Source organism: Kitasatospora sp. GP82 (assembly GCF_029892105.1).
Taxonomy (GTDB): Bacteria; Actinomycetota; Actinomycetes; order Streptomycetales; family Streptomycetaceae; genus Kitasatospora.
This window is the reverse complement of the sequence record NZ_JARZAJ010000002.1, coordinates 201,576-218,234: the sequence shown is the minus strand read 5'-3', so window position 1 is coordinate 218,234 and position 16,659 is coordinate 201,576. Positions and strand designations below refer to the sequence as shown.

Annotated in this window: 20 protein-coding genes and 1 pseudogene; 8 read left to right on the top strand and 13 right to left on the bottom strand. The window is 66.7% G+C overall.

Annotation, left to right across the window (positions count from 1 at the left end):
* Window positions 1-213 precede the first annotated feature (213 nt).
* A complete protein-coding gene (asnB, locus tag P3T39_RS02705) occupies window positions 214-2,067 on the top strand; it encodes an asparagine synthase (glutamine-hydrolyzing) (RefSeq protein ID WP_280695627.1) in 1,854 nt (617 codons plus the stop codon).
* Window positions 2,068-2,162: 95 nt separating this feature from the next.
* On the opposite strand, the gene P3T39_RS02700 is transcribed toward asnB, so the two are convergent.
* Genes P3T39_RS02700 through P3T39_RS02690 form a run of 3 tightly spaced genes read right to left on the bottom strand, consistent with a single transcriptional unit; the run spans window position 2,163 to window position 2,964 of the window.
* Complete coding sequence (locus P3T39_RS02700) at window positions 2,163-2,468, bottom strand: hypothetical protein (RefSeq protein WP_280695626.1); 306 nt, start codon at window positions 2,466-2,468, stop codon at window positions 2,163-2,165.
* Window positions 2,469-2,482: 14 nt separating this feature from the next.
* Complete coding sequence (locus tag P3T39_RS02695; protein WP_280695625.1) at window positions 2,483-2,665, bottom strand: hypothetical protein; 183 nt, start codon at window positions 2,663-2,665, stop codon at window positions 2,483-2,485.
* On the bottom strand, window positions 2,662-2,964 hold the full coding sequence (locus tag P3T39_RS02690; protein WP_280695624.1) for a hypothetical protein: 303 nt from the start codon (window positions 2,962-2,964) through the stop codon (window positions 2,662-2,664). The genes P3T39_RS02695 and P3T39_RS02690 overlap by 4 nt, the downstream gene beginning before the upstream one ends.
* A gap of 125 nt (window positions 2,965-3,089) precedes the next feature.
* Here P3T39_RS02690 and P3T39_RS02685 point away from each other — a divergent pair, with 125 nt between their 5' ends.
* From P3T39_RS02685 to P3T39_RS02675, 3 genes are all read left to right on the top strand, one after another.
* Entirely contained in the window at window positions 3,090-3,926 is an 837-nt protein-coding gene (locus tag P3T39_RS02685) for a helix-turn-helix transcriptional regulator (RefSeq protein WP_280695623.1), read from the top strand.
* A complete protein-coding gene (locus tag P3T39_RS02680) occupies window positions 3,913-4,134 on the top strand; it encodes a DUF397 domain-containing protein (RefSeq protein ID WP_280695622.1) in 222 nt (73 codons plus the stop codon). Before P3T39_RS02685 ends, P3T39_RS02680 begins: the two co-directional genes overlap by 14 nt.
* 127 nt (window positions 4,135-4,261) lie before the next feature.
* Window positions 4,262-4,501 (top strand): hypothetical protein, encoded by a 240-nt coding sequence (locus P3T39_RS02675; protein ID WP_280695621.1) that lies wholly within the window; start codon window positions 4,262-4,264, stop codon window positions 4,499-4,501.
* Window positions 4,502-4,696: 195 nt separating this feature from the next.
* Here the strand turns inward: P3T39_RS02675 and P3T39_RS02670 are convergent, their stop codons facing one another.
* Both P3T39_RS02670 and P3T39_RS02665 read right to left on the bottom strand, forming a co-directional pair.
* A complete protein-coding gene (locus P3T39_RS02670) occupies window positions 4,697-5,110 on the bottom strand; it encodes a VOC family protein (protein ID WP_280695620.1) in 414 nt (137 codons plus the stop codon).
* Between the two features lie 298 nt (window positions 5,111-5,408).
* Window positions 5,409-5,783, bottom strand: coding sequence for a VOC family protein (locus tag P3T39_RS02665; RefSeq protein ID WP_280695619.1), 375 nt, complete (start codon window positions 5,781-5,783; stop codon window positions 5,409-5,411).
* Window positions 5,784-6,360: 577 nt separating this feature from the next.
* Between P3T39_RS02665 and P3T39_RS02660 the strand changes: the two genes are divergently transcribed.
* The 3 genes and pseudogenes from P3T39_RS02660 (at window position 6,361) to P3T39_RS02650 (ending at window position 7,943) form a co-directional block, all read left to right on the top strand.
* A complete protein-coding gene (locus P3T39_RS02660; RefSeq protein ID WP_280695738.1) occupies window positions 6,361-7,236 on the top strand; it encodes a hypothetical protein in 876 nt (291 codons plus the stop codon).
* Window positions 7,237-7,298: 62 nt separating this feature from the next.
* A pseudogene (locus P3T39_RS02655) lies at window positions 7,299-7,517 on the top strand (SDR family oxidoreductase); the annotation flags it as partial.
* A gap of 12 nt (window positions 7,518-7,529) precedes the next feature.
* A complete protein-coding gene (locus tag P3T39_RS02650) occupies window positions 7,530-7,943 on the top strand; it encodes a YciI family protein (RefSeq protein WP_280695618.1) in 414 nt (137 codons plus the stop codon).
* 244 nt (window positions 7,944-8,187) lie between these two features.
* Here P3T39_RS02650 and P3T39_RS02645 read toward each other — a convergent pair whose 3' ends face one another.
* The 7 genes from P3T39_RS02645 to P3T39_RS02615 form a co-directional block, all read right to left on the bottom strand.
* On the bottom strand, window positions 8,188-8,367 hold the full coding sequence (locus P3T39_RS02645; RefSeq protein WP_280695617.1) for a hypothetical protein: 180 nt from the start codon (window positions 8,365-8,367) through the stop codon (window positions 8,188-8,190).
* A 113-nt stretch (window positions 8,368-8,480) separates the two neighbouring features.
* Window positions 8,481-9,038 carry a nitroreductase gene (locus tag P3T39_RS02640; protein WP_280695616.1) on the bottom strand — a complete coding sequence of 186 codons (558 nt, stop codon included), beginning with the start codon at window positions 9,036-9,038 and terminating at the stop codon, window positions 8,481-8,483.
* A gap of 32 nt (window positions 9,039-9,070) precedes the next feature.
* Entirely contained in the window at window positions 9,071-9,253 is a 183-nt protein-coding gene (locus P3T39_RS02635) for a hypothetical protein (RefSeq protein WP_280695615.1), read from the bottom strand.
* A 1-nt stretch (window position 9,254) separates the two neighbouring features.
* The gene (locus P3T39_RS02630) at window positions 9,255-10,598 is read right to left on the bottom strand and encodes a pitrilysin family protein (protein ID WP_280695614.1); all 1,344 of its coding nucleotides are present in this window, start codon (window positions 10,596-10,598) and stop codon (window positions 9,255-9,257) included.
* Window positions 10,599-10,602: 4 nt separating this feature from the next.
* A complete protein-coding gene (locus tag P3T39_RS02625) occupies window positions 10,603-11,898 on the bottom strand; it encodes a pitrilysin family protein (RefSeq protein ID WP_280695613.1) in 1,296 nt (431 codons plus the stop codon).
* A gap of 5 nt (window positions 11,899-11,903) precedes the next feature.
* Window positions 11,904-13,679, bottom strand: coding sequence for an ABC transporter ATP-binding protein (locus P3T39_RS02620; protein WP_280695612.1), 1,776 nt, complete (start codon window positions 13,677-13,679; stop codon window positions 11,904-11,906).
* A 101-nt stretch (window positions 13,680-13,780) separates the two neighbouring features.
* Window positions 13,781-14,920 carry a cupin domain-containing protein gene (locus P3T39_RS02615; protein WP_280695611.1) on the bottom strand — a complete coding sequence of 380 codons (1,140 nt, stop codon included), beginning with the start codon at window positions 14,918-14,920 and terminating at the stop codon, window positions 13,781-13,783.
* A 697-nt stretch (window positions 14,921-15,617) separates the two neighbouring features.
* On the opposite strand from P3T39_RS02615, the gene P3T39_RS02610 reads away from it, so the two are divergent.
* Complete coding sequence (locus P3T39_RS02610) at window positions 15,618-15,797, top strand: hypothetical protein (RefSeq protein ID WP_280695610.1); 180 nt, start codon at window positions 15,618-15,620, stop codon at window positions 15,795-15,797.
* A gap of 148 nt (window positions 15,798-15,945) precedes the next feature.
* On the opposite strand, the gene P3T39_RS02605 is transcribed toward P3T39_RS02610, so the two are convergent.
* A complete protein-coding gene (locus tag P3T39_RS02605; RefSeq protein WP_280695609.1) occupies window positions 15,946-16,605 on the bottom strand; it encodes a response regulator transcription factor in 660 nt (219 codons plus the stop codon).
* Window positions 16,606-16,659: the final 54 nt, after the last annotated feature.

Here is a 16,659-nt window from a genome sequence, read left to right as displayed (position 1 = left end):
AGCAGGGAGAACGGGGTCGGTGCAGAGGTTTTGAACGGAACGTCGAGCACGCCTCGGAAGGCGATGACGGCCGAATGCGCCCTTCCGATGCGCCGTTGACACGGATCTGCGCCATGTCTTCGTAAAGCTGCCTGCGCCAAGCAGGGCCCGCGGGCCCGCCGGGTGCTGATGCACGCATCACACGACAATTCTTGACGAGAGGAATCCTGTCTCATGTGCGGCCTTACCGGTTGGGTGAGTTACGGGCGTGACCTGTCGGCGTTCTCGGACCTTGCCGATGCAATGACGCACACCATGGAGTGCCGCGGCCCGGACGCCGGCGGCCTGTGGACCTCCGAGCACGCCATCCTCGGCCACCGCCGACTGGCGATCATCGACCTTGAGGGCGGCAAGCAGCCCATGATCGCCGCTGACGCGGAGATCACCCAGGCGGTCCTGACCTACACCGGCGAGGTGTACAACTTCCGCGAGCTGCGCGAGGAGTTGAAGGGCCTGGGCCACGAGTTCCGCACCACCAGCGACACCGAGGTGGTGCTGCGGGCCTACGTCGAGTGGGGCACCGACTTCGCCGAGAAGCTCAACGGCATCTACGCCTTCGCGATCTGGGACGCCCGCACCGAGGAGCTGCTGCTCGTCCGCGACCGGATGGGCGTCAAGCCGCTGTACTACTACCCGACCACCGACGGTGTGCTGTTCGGCTCCGAGCCGAAGGCGATCCTGGCCCACCCGGAGGCCGAGGCGGTCATCGACCGCGAGGGCCTCCAGGAGATCTTCTCCATCGTCAAGACCCCGGGTCACGCGGTGTTCCGCGGTATGCACGAGGTCCGTCCCGGCACCATCGTCCGCTTCACCCGCGAGGGCCGGAGCGAGGAGCGCTACTGGCAGCTCCAGGCGGTGCCGCACACCGACGACCAGGAAACGACCATCGCCAAGGTCCGTGACCTGCTGGAGGACATCGTCGACCGCCAGCTGGTCGCCGACGTCACCGTCGGCACCCTGCTCTCGGGCGGCCTGGACTCCAGCGCGGTCACCGCGCTGGCGGCCAAGGCGCTGAAGAAGCAGGGCGTCGAGACGCCGATCAAGGCGTTCTCGGTCGACTTCACCGGTCACGAGACCCGCTTCCAGTCGAACGTCCAGTGGGCCGACCCGGACACCCCGTACGCGATCCAGGTCGCCGAGCACGTCGGCGCCGAGCACATCGTCGTCGAGCTCAACAACGAGGACATCCTCGACGACGACGTCCGCGACCAGGTGCTGCGCGCCCAGGACCTCCCGGTCTCGACCGGCGACATGGAGTACTCGCTGCTCATCCTGTGCCGCGCGCTCAAGGAGCAGATGACCGTCGCCCTCTCCGGCGAGGCGTCGGACGAGCTCTTCGGCGGCTACACCTGGTTCCACGACGAGGGCGCCGTCAACGGCGACACCTTCCCGTGGCACCACCCCTTCGAGCAGGCCGGCGGCATCGGCGCCCTGCGCACGGTCGGCCTGTGGGACCGCCTCGGCCTGACCGACTACGTCAAGCAGCGCTACGAGCAGGCCCTGGCCGAGGTCCCGCGCCTGGAGGGCGAGAGCGGCCTCGAGGAGCGGATGCGCGAGCTGACCTACCTCAACCTGACCCGCTGGGAGAACTTCCTCCTCGACCGCAAGGACCGCATCAGCATGGCGGTCAGCCTCGAGGTCCGGGTGCCGTTCACCGACCACCGCCTGGTCGAGTACGTCTACAACACCCCGTGGTCGATCAAGAGCTTCGACGGCCGCGAGAAGAGCCTGCTGCGTGCCGCGATGCGCGGCCTGCTGCCGGACGAGGTCCTGGACCGCAAGAAGAACCCGTACCCCTCGACCCAGGACGAGAAGTACGAGCTCGCCCTGCGCGACCGGGTCGAGGGCATCCTGGTCGAGGGCGCTCCGGTCTTCAAGATCGTCTCGGAGGAGGAGGTCCGCCGCCTCCTCGACGTCCCGGCCGGCTCCTACAACGTCGGCGGTCCCTGGAGCGCCCGCGCCATCCTCGAGCGCCTGATCGAGTTCAACAACTGGGTCACCGAGTACAACGTGACGGTCGACATCTGACCGGTCCGGCTGCTCTGTCGAGCGAGTAGCGAGTGCTGAGCGAGCCCCGACCGGACGTTGGCGTCCGGTCGGGGCTCTGCGCCGGTCTCGGCGGTTCAGCCCTCTTCGCCGGCGGGGACGTCGACCCACAGGGTGAGCCGTACGGTCTCCAGATCGCCGGAACAGCGATTGCCCCACCGCGCGTCGCCCACCGCCAGGTTCAGAGCCTCCGCGGCCTGCTCGGACAGCAACTCCCCCTGGTAGCGGCAGTAGATCCGCCACCCGGAGTCCCGTCTGCTCACCCACGGCCTCCGGCTCAGCGCGTTGCCGATCGCCTCGGCGGTCTCCAGGCACTTCTGGGACGGCGGTGAGCCACGCGTCGCATCCCCCAGTTCGCGGATCGGCAGCGTCAGTCGATTCACGCGTAATCTCCCTACTACGTCAGCTTGTTGGCGTTCCGGACTCTCCGGAGCAGGTTCGCCCGCCGGGCGTACTCCTCCGGGCTCAGCGGCCGGTCGGTGTGCTCCTCGGGAGTGAGGACCGGACGGAACTCCGGAGGCGGTGGCAGGGGCGGGAGCGGGGGCCACGGGTTCACGGGCTCCAACTCGTCGGCGGTCATCCGGGCGCCGCCCGCTGCTCCGCCGACTCCGCAGCCGCGCCGCGCCTCACGACCGCCGCGAGTCGCATCACCACGTCCGGGCGAGCGCCGCCGAGGTCGACCAGGAAGACGCCGGAGAGGCAGCCCGACCGGCAGTCCGCCGCCAGCGACGGCAGCACGATCCCCGCCACCTTCAGGGCGGACGCCAGCTCCTCCTCCGCTGCCCTGGCATTGGCCTGCCCGGCGGCCACGAGGCGTTGGAGCAGCGGCCGTTGGCGCTTCAAACGGCTGATCGAAGGTGGTCTGGTGCTCGGCGGCATGGCGCGCTCCTGGGTTGGGGGCTCGCGCCCCGTTCCTCACGTTCTGTGCTCCAAGCGTTGCGCTCCGGCGTTAGCCTGTGAAGCAGGGGAAGCCCAACAACAGGACTGTCAGGAGGTGCTGCGCCGTGGCCAGCCCAAGGAGCCTCGACCCCTCCGAGTCCCCAAAGGCTTTCTACGGGGCTGAACTTCGCCGCCTCCGAGAGGCCAAGGGGCTGTCCCAGGACGCGCTGGGCGAGCTGGTCTTCTGCTCGGGTGCGTACATCGGGCAGATGGAGGCGGCGACCAGGCAGCCGCAGAAGGACCTGTCCGAGCGCCTCGACGCAGCCCTTGATACGGACGGGTACTTCGCTCGGCTGTACCCGATGGTCACCCGTAGCCGGTTCGCCGACTACTTCGCGGGCATCCCCGAACTGCAGACGATGGCAGAGACACTCAGCTCTTTCGAGCCTGATCTGGTGCCGGGTCTCCTACAGACCGCCGATTACGCGCGAGAGATCTTCCGTTCGTGGAATCCCTTGAGAGCCGCATCGGACATCGAGGAGCTTGTGCGCCTGCGTACGGCGCGGGCACGGATACTTGACGGTCCAACAAGACCCCAGTTTTGGGCCATCCTGGGCGAGAGCATCCTCCGGCGGCCCGTTGGTGGACCGGCAGTGATGCATGGGCAGTTGAGCCACATTGCCCACCTGGTGCACAGCAGGCGGGTCATCGTGCAGGTGCTGCCCTTCTCGGCGGGTGCACACGCCCTGCTGGAGGGATCCCTCATCCTCCTGACCTTTGTCGATGCCCCGCCCGTGGCCTACTCCGAAGGCCCCTTCTGGGGTCAACTCCTTGATGATCCAGCCTTCGTCGCGAAGTGCTCGTGGTCTTACGATCTCGTACGGGCCGCCGCGCTGTCGCCGGAAGCGTCCCTAGCCCTGATCGAGTCAGCAGCGGAGGATTTCGCACATGAGCAAGACTGATCACCAGCCGGAGCAGTGGCGCAAGAGCAGCTACAGCGGCGGCGCGAACGGCGAATGCATCGAGTTCGCCCCCGAGTTCGCCGCTACCCACGGCGTCATCCCCGTGCGGGACTCCAAGGACCCCGAGGGCCCGCAGCTCCGCTTCTCGAAGGACGCCTGGTCGGCCTTCGCCGCAGCCACGGCGCGAGGCGAGTTCGGCGCAGCCTGACGGCCGTTCCACCCATCGAGGCCTTGACCGGACACCCGTTCCTGCTCGGGCCTCGTGCTGACCGCGAGTACCTGCGAAGTCTCCGGTAGTGCCTGGATCGCAGGCGGACTGGTGCCATCATCGACAGATGCAGCGGTTGAAGCTCTCCGCGGGTGCAGCGGTCCTGGCGACCGTCGCGCTCGCGGCTGCGTGCACATCCTCGAAGCCTGCCGGTGCTCCAGCCCCGTGGAAGCTTGCCGGGCTCCCTGCCGTCCAGGCGGACCCTGCCGTCCAGGGCGCCGTCGAGGCTGCCCCGTCGCAGGGGAAGGTCAGGATCGTGGGCCTGGTGGACGTCCTGTCCGTCGGCGTGTTGACCGTGCGGCAATGACACGAGAGCTCCTGGCAGGGCTGAAGCGTAGACAACTCCTGGCCTGCCAGGGGCTCTTCGTTGTGTCAGGCATTTACGCAGAACATCCGCCCCCGGCCCAGCCGCTCGCCGACCGCAGCGAGGCCCGACGACCGCACGTCGGCCAGCTGGCTTCGCGGCGGAAGCTCGGTCGCGGACGGGCTCCGCCGCTACCTCCTAGGCCGGCGCGCTATCAGCCTGCTCGCGCAGCGCCAGCCACTCCTGAAGCTCAATCAGATTCCCTTCCGGGTCCTCCAGGTACGCGACCCGTATCCGCTCGCCCATCGGGCCAGGATCCCTGGTGAACTCGGCTCCCCGCGAGGTGAGTTCAGCGTGGGCGGCGTCCAGGTCGTCCACCCGCAGCACCACCAGCGCGCGGCATCCCTCTGGCTCGGCCCCCAACCGCCCCAGCACGGCCGCCATCTGCGCCCGGTCCTGCAGCGCGATCGCGGCGTGTCCGATGTCGGGGCTGAGCTTGGCGTACGGGCCGCTCTCGGCCTCGAACTGCGGCTTGAGCCCGAGCACATCCCGGTAGAAGCGGTAGACGGCGGGGAAGTCGGACACCAACAGGCGTATCTGGGTGAGTTCCATGGTGACCTTTCTAGCCCATTTCCGACTCCGGTTCCGGCTCGAATCGCGGTTCCTTCCGGCGACGCTGCGCGCCTCGCTGGTCAGCGGCGAAGGGCTGCGTCCCGCTGGTAGCGAAGCGCGTCCAGCCAACTGCGACCAGGCTCGCAAGCCGGCATCTGCCGCACTGGCTCGCGAACTGCCGGCGACGCGTGCTCGATCGCCCATCGGACCTCCTCGTCACCGACACCGGCGTCATCGCCCGCCGAGAGCTCGCGAGCGCGCGCCGAGCAGATTGCCGGCCCATGGGGATGACGGATGCTCAGGCGGCGCGCTCGGCCGCGCTGCGCTCGACGCAGAACTCGTTGCCCTCGATGTCGGCGAGGGTGACCCAGCCGGTGCCGTCGGGGCGGCGTTGGTCGGCGACCAGGGTGGCGCCCAGGGCCAGGATGCGCTCGACCTCCTCGTCGCGGGTGCGGTCCTGCGGCTGGAGATCCAGGTGCACCCGGTTCTTGACCGTCTTGGCCTCGGGGACCGTGACGAAGAGGAGTGTGATGCCCGTGGCGGCGACCAGTGCCTCCGGATCGCCGGGCTTGTCGTCCTCGTGCAGGGTGCTGTCGAGGGCCTCGGCCCAGAAACCGCCGAGGCGGTAGGCGTCGGCGCAGTCGATGGTCACGTGTCGTACGAGAGATGCCATGCGCGACACTATGTCGGCGGACGGTGGCACGGTCCAGCCTTTTGCGCCCCCACCGCTTGGACGCTCCATCCGTTGAACACTCCGCTGAGCGAACACTCTTGAGTGAACACCCTTCCTGGCGCTTTCCTCCGGGGCAGGCGGTGTCGGGGCAGTGCTTGGGGGCCGGTCCGACGGGGTGCCTGGGACACCGGACCAGGGGCACGCGGCCTCGCCGGATCCGGTCTGCTGACGTGCCGTGAGCAGCGGGAATCGGTGCAGCGGCGAGGGGCTGCCGTGCAATCCGACGGACCGACTGGAGTGCGGCGTTTGTGACGATTGGTCAATATGTCGTTCCAGGGGCGGCATTGGGCGTGTTCGCCGTCGAGGGGGCGCGCGATCGGGTCGGCACAACCGCGCACCGCGTTCAGGGTCTGGCTCTGTGTTACGTTCCGGCATCAAGAGAACGTAGTTGACCCCGGCGGTGCGCCAACACCCCGGGGCCCGGCACCAGGGACAGTGACTCCCAATGCGCATCCATCGTACTGCTCGCCTGCGCAACTACACGTGGTTTCACAACGGCATGGTGCAGGACCGTCGGTTGAGCTACACCGCTCGCGGCCTGCTGGCCGATCTGCTCTCGCGGCCGGACGGCTGGCGGGAGGACGGGCGACACATGGCGGACTCCAGCCCGCAGGGCCGGGCCGCGATCCGCAGGGCCATCAAAGAACTGATGGCAGCCGGGTACTACTGGGTCGTCAAGGTGCGGATACCGGACGGCACCATCCGCTCGGAGGTCCACGTCTTCGACACCCCGCAGCTGGTCGCGCCGGATGTCACCCGTCCGGGCGCCGGTCGAGCGGAAGCCGGTGGCGCTGGCGCTCTTTCAAAGAACCCGGAGAAAGAACCCACCCTCCCCGCCGATGGCGAGCAGGCCGCCGGCGACCAGGGCGGCGGCGAGCCGTCCGGGCGGGCGAAGAGCGAGGTCCCGGTTCGGGAGGACGCTGCGGTGCCGGACGAACAACTGCGGGCGGCGGTGGCGACGCTGTTCCGGGTGATCAGGCCGGAGCCGCGTCTGCGACTCGGTGAGGCCGAGGCGCTGGCGCTGGCGCCGTTGGTCGCGCGATGGGTCGAGCGGGGCAGTACCGCCGACGACCTGGCCCGGGCACTGCTTCCCGGCCTGCCGGTACTGATCCACTCGTCGGTAGGGGTGCTGCGCAGCCGTCTGGAGCGCAAGATGCCGCCGGTACCGGTCCGGGTCGAGCCGTCGCAGCAGATGGCGGAGTGCGCGAAGTGCCACGACCCGGTGGCTCGGCCGGGGATCTGCCGGCTGTGTGCCGGGCTCGGCGCTCGGGTGGTCGCCGTCGGCGGCGGGGCGAGAGCCACCTCCCGGGGGGTCGAGCGGGCCCGGGCCGCGATGAGAGCGGGCAGGAACGGCCCGGGCATGGGCATCGGGAGACTCGCGACCGCCGAGTAGGACGCCGAGGAGGACGCCGGGCAGGAACGGTCGGACCGAGCGGGTCGCGCAGCCGGCGTCATCCGATGGCGCGGTTCGGCGAGCCCGAGGAGGTGGCCCGGGCGATCCTGTTCCTGGCCTCGGACGAGACGAGGAGCGCCACCGGGGCGGTCCTGCCCGTGGACGGCGGCTGTCCGGTCCAGCGAAGCCCCCGTGAAAAAACTTCGGACCCGCTGTCGAGAACGCCGTCTCCCGTTCGACGTGCAGGTGGGGCCCCGAAAGGACGGGCCGGAAACCGGTAAGGAGATACGGCGATGCGATTCATGATGCTGGTCAAGGCGACCGAGGAGTCCGAGGCGGGCGTCCTGCCCACCGCCGAGATGATCGCGGAGATGGGCAAGTTCAACGAGCAGCTCGACAAGGCGGGGGTCCTGCTCGCCCTCGACGGACTGCAGGCCAGCTCCAAGGGCGCGCGGATCAGCTACGACGGCGAGAAGCGCACCGTCACCGACGGGCCGTTCGCCGAGACCAAGGAGCTGATCGCGGGCTACTGGGTGATCCAGGTGAAGTCCAGGGAGGAGGCGATCGAGTGGGCCACCCGCGTCCCCTTCCAGGACGGCGAGGTCGAGATCCGCCAGGTCTTCGATCCCTCGGACTTCCCGGCGGACATCCTGCCGCCCGAGGCGGCCGAGCGCGAGCTCGCCTGGCGCGAGGAGCACGAGGCGTAAGCCGGCAGGGGCAAAGGGACACCATTTTCAACGGGCGCGCGGAACGGCGCGGCCCTTTCCAGGTTCCAGCGTGTGACCGATACCGCTCCTCGTGCCACACACATGGTCCCGTCGGCGCGCGCGCAAGATTTGGCAGAAACTCCGTTGATGGACGGCTGCAAATGAGGCGCGACAAAGCCGGGCTCCCTACGTGGGCAACTGCGCCCGGGAGGAAGCCCGGCTCTCAGCGGATCAGGCCGACGGCTCAGTCGGTGTCGTCGTACGGGCCGTTGAGTTGGTGCAGGAGGAACGCTTGGAAGTCCCTACCGCCGCTGTCGTTGGAATCGTTGTCGTCAAAGTTTCCGCGGGACCGGTCGTGGGCCTCCTGGCCTTCGTCGGCTGAGTGGACCACGGTGATGTCCTCGGGGTTCAGCGAGTGTGTCATTCTTATCTCCTTTCGTTGTCTCAAACCTGCCGCAGGAAGGCTGGGCAGCGGGCTCCATCGCAATCTGCGAAAGCTGAAAGTGTTTCAATCACGCTCGACCGTTTTCGAGGGTCTCAAGCGATTTTCAGGTCAACGGCAGCCGCGCTGAAGAACGACATCCGGTCTGCCACGTCGCGCGTGGGCTTCCGAATGCGCCTCCTGGCGAGTGGTGTTCCGATCTCCATTGCGCCGAGCACCTGCTCCTCGTCGCGCACGCCCAGGCGGGAGCGCGCTTCTGCGAGGTCAGTGAAGACTTCCGCCCGCCAGTTGGCGGCGTAGCCCCGGTTGTGCAGCAGGAGCTGCATCGTGCAGGCAACCGAATTGACCGCCGTCAGTTGCTCGCGCTCGGAGGATGCCGTGTCGGGTGAGTACACCAGGACCGCCAACAGCGGGATTCCCAGGGCGGCCGCCGCACCGCTCTGTTGTCGGTTCCGAAGCGCCGACCCGAGACAGTCGGCCAGACCATGCTGATCAGATGCCTGCACCAGGATCCAGCGCCAGGACGTCCGTTCACCGAGATCCGAAACCGTCGCTGCTCCGCGCAGCAGATAGGCGAACTCTCCCGCACCCGGCGCCGGCTGTACCAGGGCCTGCTCGCTCTCCTGGGTCAGGATTGCGGTCATGACATCCATTCGATCCTCCTTGCCGTCTTCGCCGCTCGCACTCAGTCCGTGTCGTCTCCGCCTCGGCCTCGATGGCCGCTCCTCATCCAGGCGGCCGCGTCACCGCCGCCCGAGTCGTTGGTGTCGTTGTCGTCGTGCGGGCCGGTACTTGCGTCGTGGAACGCGAACGTCTCCCCGGCCGACTGGGTCACGGTGATGTCCTCTGGATTCAGCGACTTCGCCATGTCATGCAACTCCCTCGTTGTCAATTCGAACCGGGCCCAGTTCTGCGGAGCTCAGGATCTCCGTCAGCTGTGGAGCCGGTCCTTCCACCACCACCGTCAGGTCTGAACTGCTCAGGTGGTTTCGCGCGGCCTCGTTCACCGCAGCGCGGTCGAGTGAGGCAAGCTCTCGATACTTCTGGGTGTAGAAGTCATCGCGGGCTCCGATCGACGCCATTCCACCGAGCGCCATGCCCACCGCCTGCGGCGTCAGGTATGTGATGGGGAACTGGCCAGTCAACAACACCAGCGTCGATTTGAGTTCTTCCGGTGTGACACCCTCCAGGCGCATACTCTCGATCTCGTGGAAGACCGTCTTGACCACTTCACCGGCTGTTTCGATGGCAGTCTGTGTCGATACGGAGAAGACACCTGTGCAGCTGGAGAGCTGCAGCCCGGCGTTCACTGCGTAGACGTGTCCTCGGCGGTCACGGAGTTCCCGGGTCAGCCGGGAGTGGGTGGTCCCGCCGAGGATGTGGGTGGCCACCGTGAGACCGGAGTGGAGGGACCCGGAGTTGAGCGGGACGTGGTGCGCCAGGGTGATCCGCGCGCCCACTGCACCAGGTCTGTTGACGACGACGATGTCACGGCCCATCGCTTCCCTCGGAACGGCTCGGGGTGTGCTGGCCGCCGGAGGGATGCGCTCCACCGGGCTCAGCGTGGCAACCTCGTCGAGGTCGATGCCGTCTATATCTCCGGCGAGTACCAGTCGGCCCGCTTCGGCGATGTGCTGCTGGTGGTACTCGCCTAGGACCCGCGCCGAGATCGAGCTAAGGGAGGCTGTGGTCCCGCCTGGAAGAACGGTCTGCCGACCGGTGCGATAGAGCGCCCGGGCCAGTGCTTCCGTCTGCCGCCGGCCAGGGTTCGACCAGTTCGTGGCGAGTGCGGACACCTGGTTGTCCCGGACTCTGGCAACCGCCTCCGCCGCAAGCCGGGGGCGGCGCACGGTCTCCGAGATGATCCTGACGGCTTCCGTTATAGAAGCGGTCGGCGCGACCGTGGCGACCTGGACGAAGTCATCGCCCACCGTGGTGAACCAGGTCGCCCCCAGCCCCTCCAGCTCGAAGGCCAACTCGTCCCGCCCCAGTCGCTCCCCACCCTCGCGAAGCACAGCGAACAGCAGCTGGAGGAGGCCTTCTTTCCCGGTCGGCTCATGGAATATCCCATGGTCGAACAGCAGCGCAGCATATGCGGTGGGGCACCCGGGAAGGTCTGCCGCGAGCAGACCACCGCGGCGAATCACCTCGGGGAATATGTAGGGCCGGCCGATTCCTGCGGCAGGCGGCCCGGGAATCAATTCGGCTCGCACGGAATCAGGCTCCCGAAGTCGGACGGAGGATCAGGACGGATCGGTTCTCCGGCCGGAGATACCGACTGGCAGCGCGACACAGATCCGCCGCCGAGACTGCTGACAGGCGCGTCGGCCGGTCGTGGATCGCCGCGGGCTCACCCAGCTGAGTCGCATGGCGTGCCAACAGGTCGGCGCGGGCTCCGAACGAGGTGAGTGATCTCAACCAGCCAGCCTCCAGGATCGCTTTCGCCCGGCGGAGTTCGTGCTCGCTCACTGGCTCGATGGCAAGCTCATCCAGCAGGGACTCCTGAGCCGCCAGCAGTTCCTGGTAGGAAGAACCCCGCCGCACGGTCATACCGGTGGCGAAGAGTGAGGAGCCGTACGCCAGGTCCCAGGCGAACGCTGTCTTCTCCTCCGTCTGCGCCAGGTTGTTCTCCGTCATGAAGGACCGGTAGAACCGAGAGCCGCGACCGCGGCCGAGGACCGTGGCCAGAACGGTCAGCGCGTCATGGTCAGCGGTGTACGCGGGCGGGATTCGGTGGAGGACGAATATCCGGTCGGCCGACGCCTTGGCATCGATCGCCGTCCGCACTGTCCTTCCCGGCATGGGCCAGTCCTCGACTGCGACGTCCCGGGGCCGCTGCCGCCCGCAGGCGGGGATCCCAGCGAAGTACTTCTCCGCCCTGGCGAACACATCCTCGGGAATGACATCGCCCACCACGGTCAGCACCGCGTTGTCAGGCACGTAGTAGGCCTGTCGGAAGGAGTCGAGTAAGGACAGTTCGGCATGCGCCAGTTGGTCGGGGGATCCCATCGAAGACCGTCGATAGGGGTGGCCGTCCGGAAACACGGTGGCCAGCCCCAACTCCATCCACAACCCGAAGGGCTGATCCTCGTAATGCTGCATCCGTTCGTTCCCGACCACCACACGCTGGTTGTCGAAGACCTCCTGGGAGATCCTCAACCCACCCATCCGGTCGGCCTCCAGCCAGAGGGCGAGGTCCAGCGCGGTCGTCGGCACCGTCTGGAAGTAGTTGGTCCTGTCCATCGTCGTCGTTGCATTGATCTCCGCACCGCCGACGGCACTGAGCATGGCGCTGTGCTGGCCCTTGCCGACCTGCGCCGATCCCTCGAACATCAGATGCTCGAAAACATGGGCGAAGCCGTGCCCGGCGGCCGGATCGTGGCGCGACCCGACGTTGTACCAGAGATTGACGGCAGCCACCGGCACGCGAGGGTCGCGACTGACTGTGACCCGCAGGCCATTGCCGAGGCGGTGCTCGGCGATGGCCCACGGAAATGCCTTCGTCATGGTCATCCCCTTCAGCTGCCGATCACAGTCGCTGCCCGGGAGATCCCGGCCAGCAGGGCGCTGTACTCACCGCCGAGGGAGCCAAGGGAGGTGTGCGTCCCCTGCTCCAGCACTCGTCCGCTGCCCAGGACGACAATCTGGTCGGCGTTCTCGATCGTGGAAAGCCGATGGGCGATTGTGATGGTGGTCCGGTTCTTCGCCAGCTCGGCCAACGCTTCCTGGACAGCGCGCTCCGTCCGTGTGTCCAGAGCACTGGTGGCCTCGTCAAGGAGCAGGATGGGCGGGTTCCTGAGCATCGTCCGGGCAATCGCAAGCCGCTGCTTCTCCCCGCCCGAGAACCGGTATCCGCGTTCTCCGACGATCGTGTCGTAGCCGTCCGGAAGCCCTTGGATCAGTTGGTGTATCTGTGCTAGTTCGGCCGCAGCGATCAGCTCGGCATCGGTGGCGTCGGGTTTGCCGAATCGAAGGTTCTCGGCAACGCTCGCATGGAAGAGATGGGTGTCCTGCGACACCATCCCCACGTTCCGCGCGATCGTGGCGAAGTCGAGATCCTTCACATCGACACCGTCGATGGTCACTCGGCCGATGGTGGCATCGTAGAGACGGAGTGCCAGGTACCCCAGTGTCGACTTACCAGCGCCGGTCGGCCCGACCACGGCCAGGCTCGTCCCGGCGGGCACGTCGATCGTGATGTCGCGCAGGACAAGGTCGTCGCCGTAGGAGAAGGAGACGTTCTCGAATTTGAGATCTCCACGTGCCTGTTGCAGCAGAACGGGGTTCCTGGGCTCCGGCACTTCCTCCGGCAGATCGAGGTACTCGAAGACCCTGCCGAAGAGCGAGAACGAGCCCTGGACCACTGCGCCGAGTTGGATGAGCTGGACCGCCGGGTTGAGCAGGGACTGCTGCAGCGTAGTGAAGGCCACGAGCGTGCCGACCGTGATCGACGTGGAGCCGTGGCCGCTGACCAGGCCAGCTGTCCAGTAGATCAGGACCGGCATAGCAGCCACCACGACCTGCAGCCCAGACTGTCGCCACCGCCCCGCCATGGTGGTCCGGATCGCGATGTTGCCCAGCGTCTTCGACTCCTTCGAGAACCTCTCCGTGAGGTCGCGGCTGCGTCCCATGAGACGCCCGAGCAGAAAGCCGGAGATCGAGAGCGTCTCCTCCACCAGCGTGGAAAGCACTGCCATCTGCTGTTGGCGCTCCTCTACCAGGGCCCGGCGCTCCTTGCCCACTCGCCGGTTGACCCAGATGAAGATCGGGAGGATTGCCAGCGAGGCCAGGGATAACCGCCAGTCCAGGAGAACCATGGCGGTCAGGCTGGCGGCCACGGTAGCGGCGCTGCCGACCAGGCTGGTGATCAGGCTGGTGACGATGGCATCCATTCCTCCGATGTCGTTGGCGATCCGGGACTGCACCTCACCGGTGTGGGTCCTGGTGAAGAAGGCCAGCGACAGCCGCTGGAGATGGCTGTAGACAGCAGACCGGAGGTCGCTCATGATCAGCTGGCCGATCACCGTCGACATGTAGGACTGAAATACCCCGAGCATTCCGCTGATCGCGGTCACGGCGATCATCGCGCCTGCCAAGAGGCTGAGTAGTCCGGTCCGCCCCTGTGGCAGTGCGACGTCCAGGATCTTCCGCAGCAGGAAGGGCGACACCATCGCCACGGCCGAGGAGAGCACCACCAGCAGCAGCATGAGTGCCACCCGCCTTAGGTGCGGCCGGAACAGGCCGAACACGCGTCGCACGGACACTGGTGTCTGCGTGGCCGCCTGCTCTTCCATAGCTCTCCCCCTCAAAGCGATGAGACCGCGACTTGGGGAGTCGATCGCCCGCCGCGCGTGGAGAAGGCGGCGCGCGATCGACTCCCAGTCAGGACGACCTGTCAGGCGAAGGTCAGGAAACCCTCATTGACCAGCGTCCGGACAAGGACCAGGCGCCCGGCCTCGTCCAGCTCGCCCGGGATGGTGGCGGCGGTGAACACACCGCTACTGCGCTGGGCAGTGAACCGCACCTCGTCAGCCACATGGGCGGGGAAGCGGACGGTCTTGCCGTGGAACCCCAACACCGTCTGCTCGTCCACGGTGACGTCCCACTGGATGGGCAGGCGCCTCTGCACCTTGGTCCCAGCCGTGATCTCGTCCAGCCGCTCCAGGTCCAGCAGGTGCCCCCGCAGAGCCGGCGCGTTCATGGAGACTCCTCGGGTGACCGCCGTCGCCACCGCGTCGTCGACCGCGATTTTCGACGGCAGATCGGCGACCAACTCCGTCAGGGTGTCGCGGACCTGCTGTTGTATCTCCTCGCTGCCCGTGAAGCCCATCGGCAGACCGGCCCGGAACCTGGCGTCCGTCTCGACCACGTTCTGGATGGCCTCGTAGAGCACGTTCGCCCAGAGGATCGGGTGTACACCGACGGTCAGGTGCAGTGAAGCCTCATCGGTGGAGGTTGCGGCGTGCACGGTGCCCCGCGGCAGATACAGCAGGTCCCCAGCCTTCAGCTCGAACTCCGACACCAGGGCGGGGTCGGGCTGGGCGCGGTCGTACGGCTGGGTACGCAGCGGCAGCGGCAGCTGCGAGTCGAAGAGCTGCCAGCGCTTGGTCCCGTGCACCTGGACGATGAAGACATCGTGCATGTCGTAGTGCGGCGCGAAGCCCCTGGCGTTGGCCGGCGTCAGGTAGGAGTTGACCTGGATGCGGGCGCCGATCTCGGACCCGAGCGATCGCATCAGCCGGTTCATCGACGGGAAGCGGTCCTGGATGGAGTTCATGACGATGGTCGCGCCCGTGCGGTACCGAGCGTAGACGGCCTCCAGGGCGGTGTGCGAGCTGCCCGATCCCAGCTCTGAGACTGGCGTCTCCTTGCCGTCCTGCACGACCCTCAGGTGCTCCAGGTTGTCCCCCGCCAGATTGAGTGAGCTGTCGTAATCGGCGATGGTCATCAGCTCGGAGAAGTAGTCGCGGTCCGCCCGCTGTACCAGCAGCGGCTTCCGCTCCCAGTTCTCTCTCTGGAACTTTGCAAAGTCCATGGGATAGAGGAGTCGTGCAAGCCCGAAGTACAGATCAGTTTCGTTCCCCGCCTCGACACCGTGCACGGAATCATTCATCGTTGTCTCCCCTTCAGGGTAAGCGCCACCTCGCTGATTTGAAGCACCTGGGTACATATTCCCGGTATCACTCAGCAGATTTGGAAAGGGTGGTACTCAAGCGGCCGGAGTTTCGAATCGACTCGACGCTACCTGACGCCCCCTTGCACCTGTCAACGAGTTTTTCTCTGACACAGAGTGGGTGGATAGGTCCGATTTCTTCAGAGAAATTCTGCAGGGTTGCCCCATTTGGCTCGAACATCACTTTCACAAAGTGACCTACGTCACACCAGAGTCCCTCTGACCTTGCCCCCGGCCGGGCATTGGAGGCTCGAATCTTCTACCGTGAACGGAAGAGCGTTGCTGTATATGCTTCGTTTGTATGCATAGCTACACTCTCCACACTTCTTGATGAACGCCCCCCGCCGGCTGCAGGGTGCGGCTAGTGTGACATGGGTCACGTTCTTTGACTCGGCAAGATGTACAAACCGGTCATAAAGTTCGCCCAACGACTCTCAAATCGGACGTTGTCGTGATCGGCCGGATATCAATCACTGATTGACACGCCTGGAGGCCCTCGACCTATGTTTATGCCGAGCCGCCGACCGGTGGTTCGAAATCAATCAGCAAGGGGAGAGTCATGGCAACGTCGCTCAATCCCGAGGACATCACCGTCGTTCAGTCCGCCGACGCCGGAGCTTCAGCTCACGACGGCAGCCGCGGCAAGTACGACGACCAGGACAGCTCCGACAGTGGCCTGCAGGACGCCTACCAGCGGACGCTCGGAAACTACACGGGGCCGGTCGACGACAACGACTGAGCCACGGCATCCGCTAATGCGGAGAAAATCGCCGTAGCTTAACCTCGAATGGTCCCATGGGTGGTGTCGGCATTGGCCGCACCGCCCATGGGACTCGTTAACGCAATAGGAACCCGGCGGGACCTTTCCCTCTCTGCATGGTCAGGTGTCAGGTGAGCGAGCCCAGCCCTGCCTCGTAGGCCGCTATGACCAGCTGAGTGCGGTCCCGGGCGTCCAGCTTGGCGAGCAGCCGACTGACATGAATCTTGACGGTCCCGATGCTCAGGAAGAGCTGCTCGGCGATCTCCGCGTTGGACAGGCCCCGGGCAACCAGCCGGAGGATCTCCAACTCTCGGGCCGTGATCCCCGGCAGCTTCCGCGGCTGGGGGGTGGCCGCCGGGCCGGCGGTGTACTCCTCGATCAGCCGCCGTGTGACCCGGGGAGTCAGCAGCGACTCTCCTGCCGCCAGGACCCGGATCGCGCTGATCAGTTCCTCTGGCGGAGTGTCCTTCAGCAGGAAGCCGCTGGCACCGGCTCGCAGGCCCTCGAAGGCGTACTCGTCCAGGTCGAAGGTGGTGAGGATGAGCACCCGGACCTGAGCGGGCGTCGGTCCGGCCAGCAAGTTCCGGGTGGCTTCGATCCCGTTGAGGACAGGCATCTGGACATCCATCAGGATGACATCGGGCTGCTCGGCCCGGGCCAGGGCGACAGCCTCCTCGCCAGTCCGAGCCTCCCCGACAACGTCGAGGTCAGGGGCAGAATTGACCAGCACACGGAAGCCTGCTCTGACCAGTTCCTCGTCGTCTGCGATCAGTACCGTGATTGTCATGTAACCCTCCGGGGCTGAGTCAAAGTGTGCGAAGCCGGATTCACTTGTCCTGCC

Bases quoted from the DNA above. Each gene is read 5' to 3' on its own strand.
- asnB (WP_280695627.1), top strand. From the start codon at position 214: ATGTGCGGCCTTACCGGTTGGGTGAGTTACGGGCGTGACCTGTCGGCG.
- P3T39_RS02695 (WP_280695625.1), bottom strand. From the start codon at position 2,665: ATGACCGCCGACGAGTTGGAGCCCGTGAACCCGTGGCCCCCGCTCCCG.
- P3T39_RS02690 (WP_280695624.1), bottom strand. From the start codon at position 2,964: ATGCCGCCGAGCACCAGACCACCTTCGATCAGCCGTTTGAAGCGCCAA.
- P3T39_RS02680 (WP_280695622.1), top strand. From the start codon at position 3,913: ATGAGCAAGACTGATCACCAGCCGGAGCAGTGGCGCAAGAGCAGCTAC.
- P3T39_RS02675 (WP_280695621.1), top strand. From the start codon at position 4,262: ATGCAGCGGTTGAAGCTCTCCGCGGGTGCAGCGGTCCTGGCGACCGTC.
- P3T39_RS02670 (WP_280695620.1), bottom strand. From the start codon at position 5,110: ATGGAACTCACCCAGATACGCCTGTTGGTGTCCGACTTCCCCGCCGTC.
- P3T39_RS02665 (WP_280695619.1), bottom strand. From the start codon at position 5,783: ATGGCATCTCTCGTACGACACGTGACCATCGACTGCGCCGACGCCTAC.
- P3T39_RS02650 (WP_280695618.1), top strand. From the start codon at position 7,530: ATGCGATTCATGATGCTGGTCAAGGCGACCGAGGAGTCCGAGGCGGGC.
- P3T39_RS02645 (WP_280695617.1), bottom strand. From the start codon at position 8,367: ATGACACACTCGCTGAACCCCGAGGACATCACCGTGGTCCACTCAGCC.
- P3T39_RS02640 (WP_280695616.1), bottom strand. From the start codon at position 9,038: ATGGATGTCATGACCGCAATCCTGACCCAGGAGAGCGAGCAGGCCCTG.
- P3T39_RS02635 (WP_280695615.1), bottom strand. From the start codon at position 9,253: ATGGCGAAGTCGCTGAATCCAGAGGACATCACCGTGACCCAGTCGGCC.
- P3T39_RS02625 (WP_280695613.1), bottom strand. From the start codon at position 11,898: ATGACCATGACGAAGGCATTTCCGTGGGCCATCGCCGAGCACCGCCTC.
- P3T39_RS02620 (WP_280695612.1), bottom strand. From the start codon at position 13,679: ATGGAAGAGCAGGCGGCCACGCAGACACCAGTGTCCGTGCGACGCGTG.
- P3T39_RS02615 (WP_280695611.1), bottom strand. From the start codon at position 14,920: ATGGACTTTGCAAAGTTCCAGAGAGAGAACTGGGAGCGGAAGCCGCTG.
- P3T39_RS02610 (WP_280695610.1), top strand. From the start codon at position 15,618: ATGGCAACGTCGCTCAATCCCGAGGACATCACCGTCGTTCAGTCCGCC.
- P3T39_RS02605 (WP_280695609.1), bottom strand. From the start codon at position 16,605: ATGACAATCACGGTACTGATCGCAGACGACGAGGAACTGGTCAGAGCA.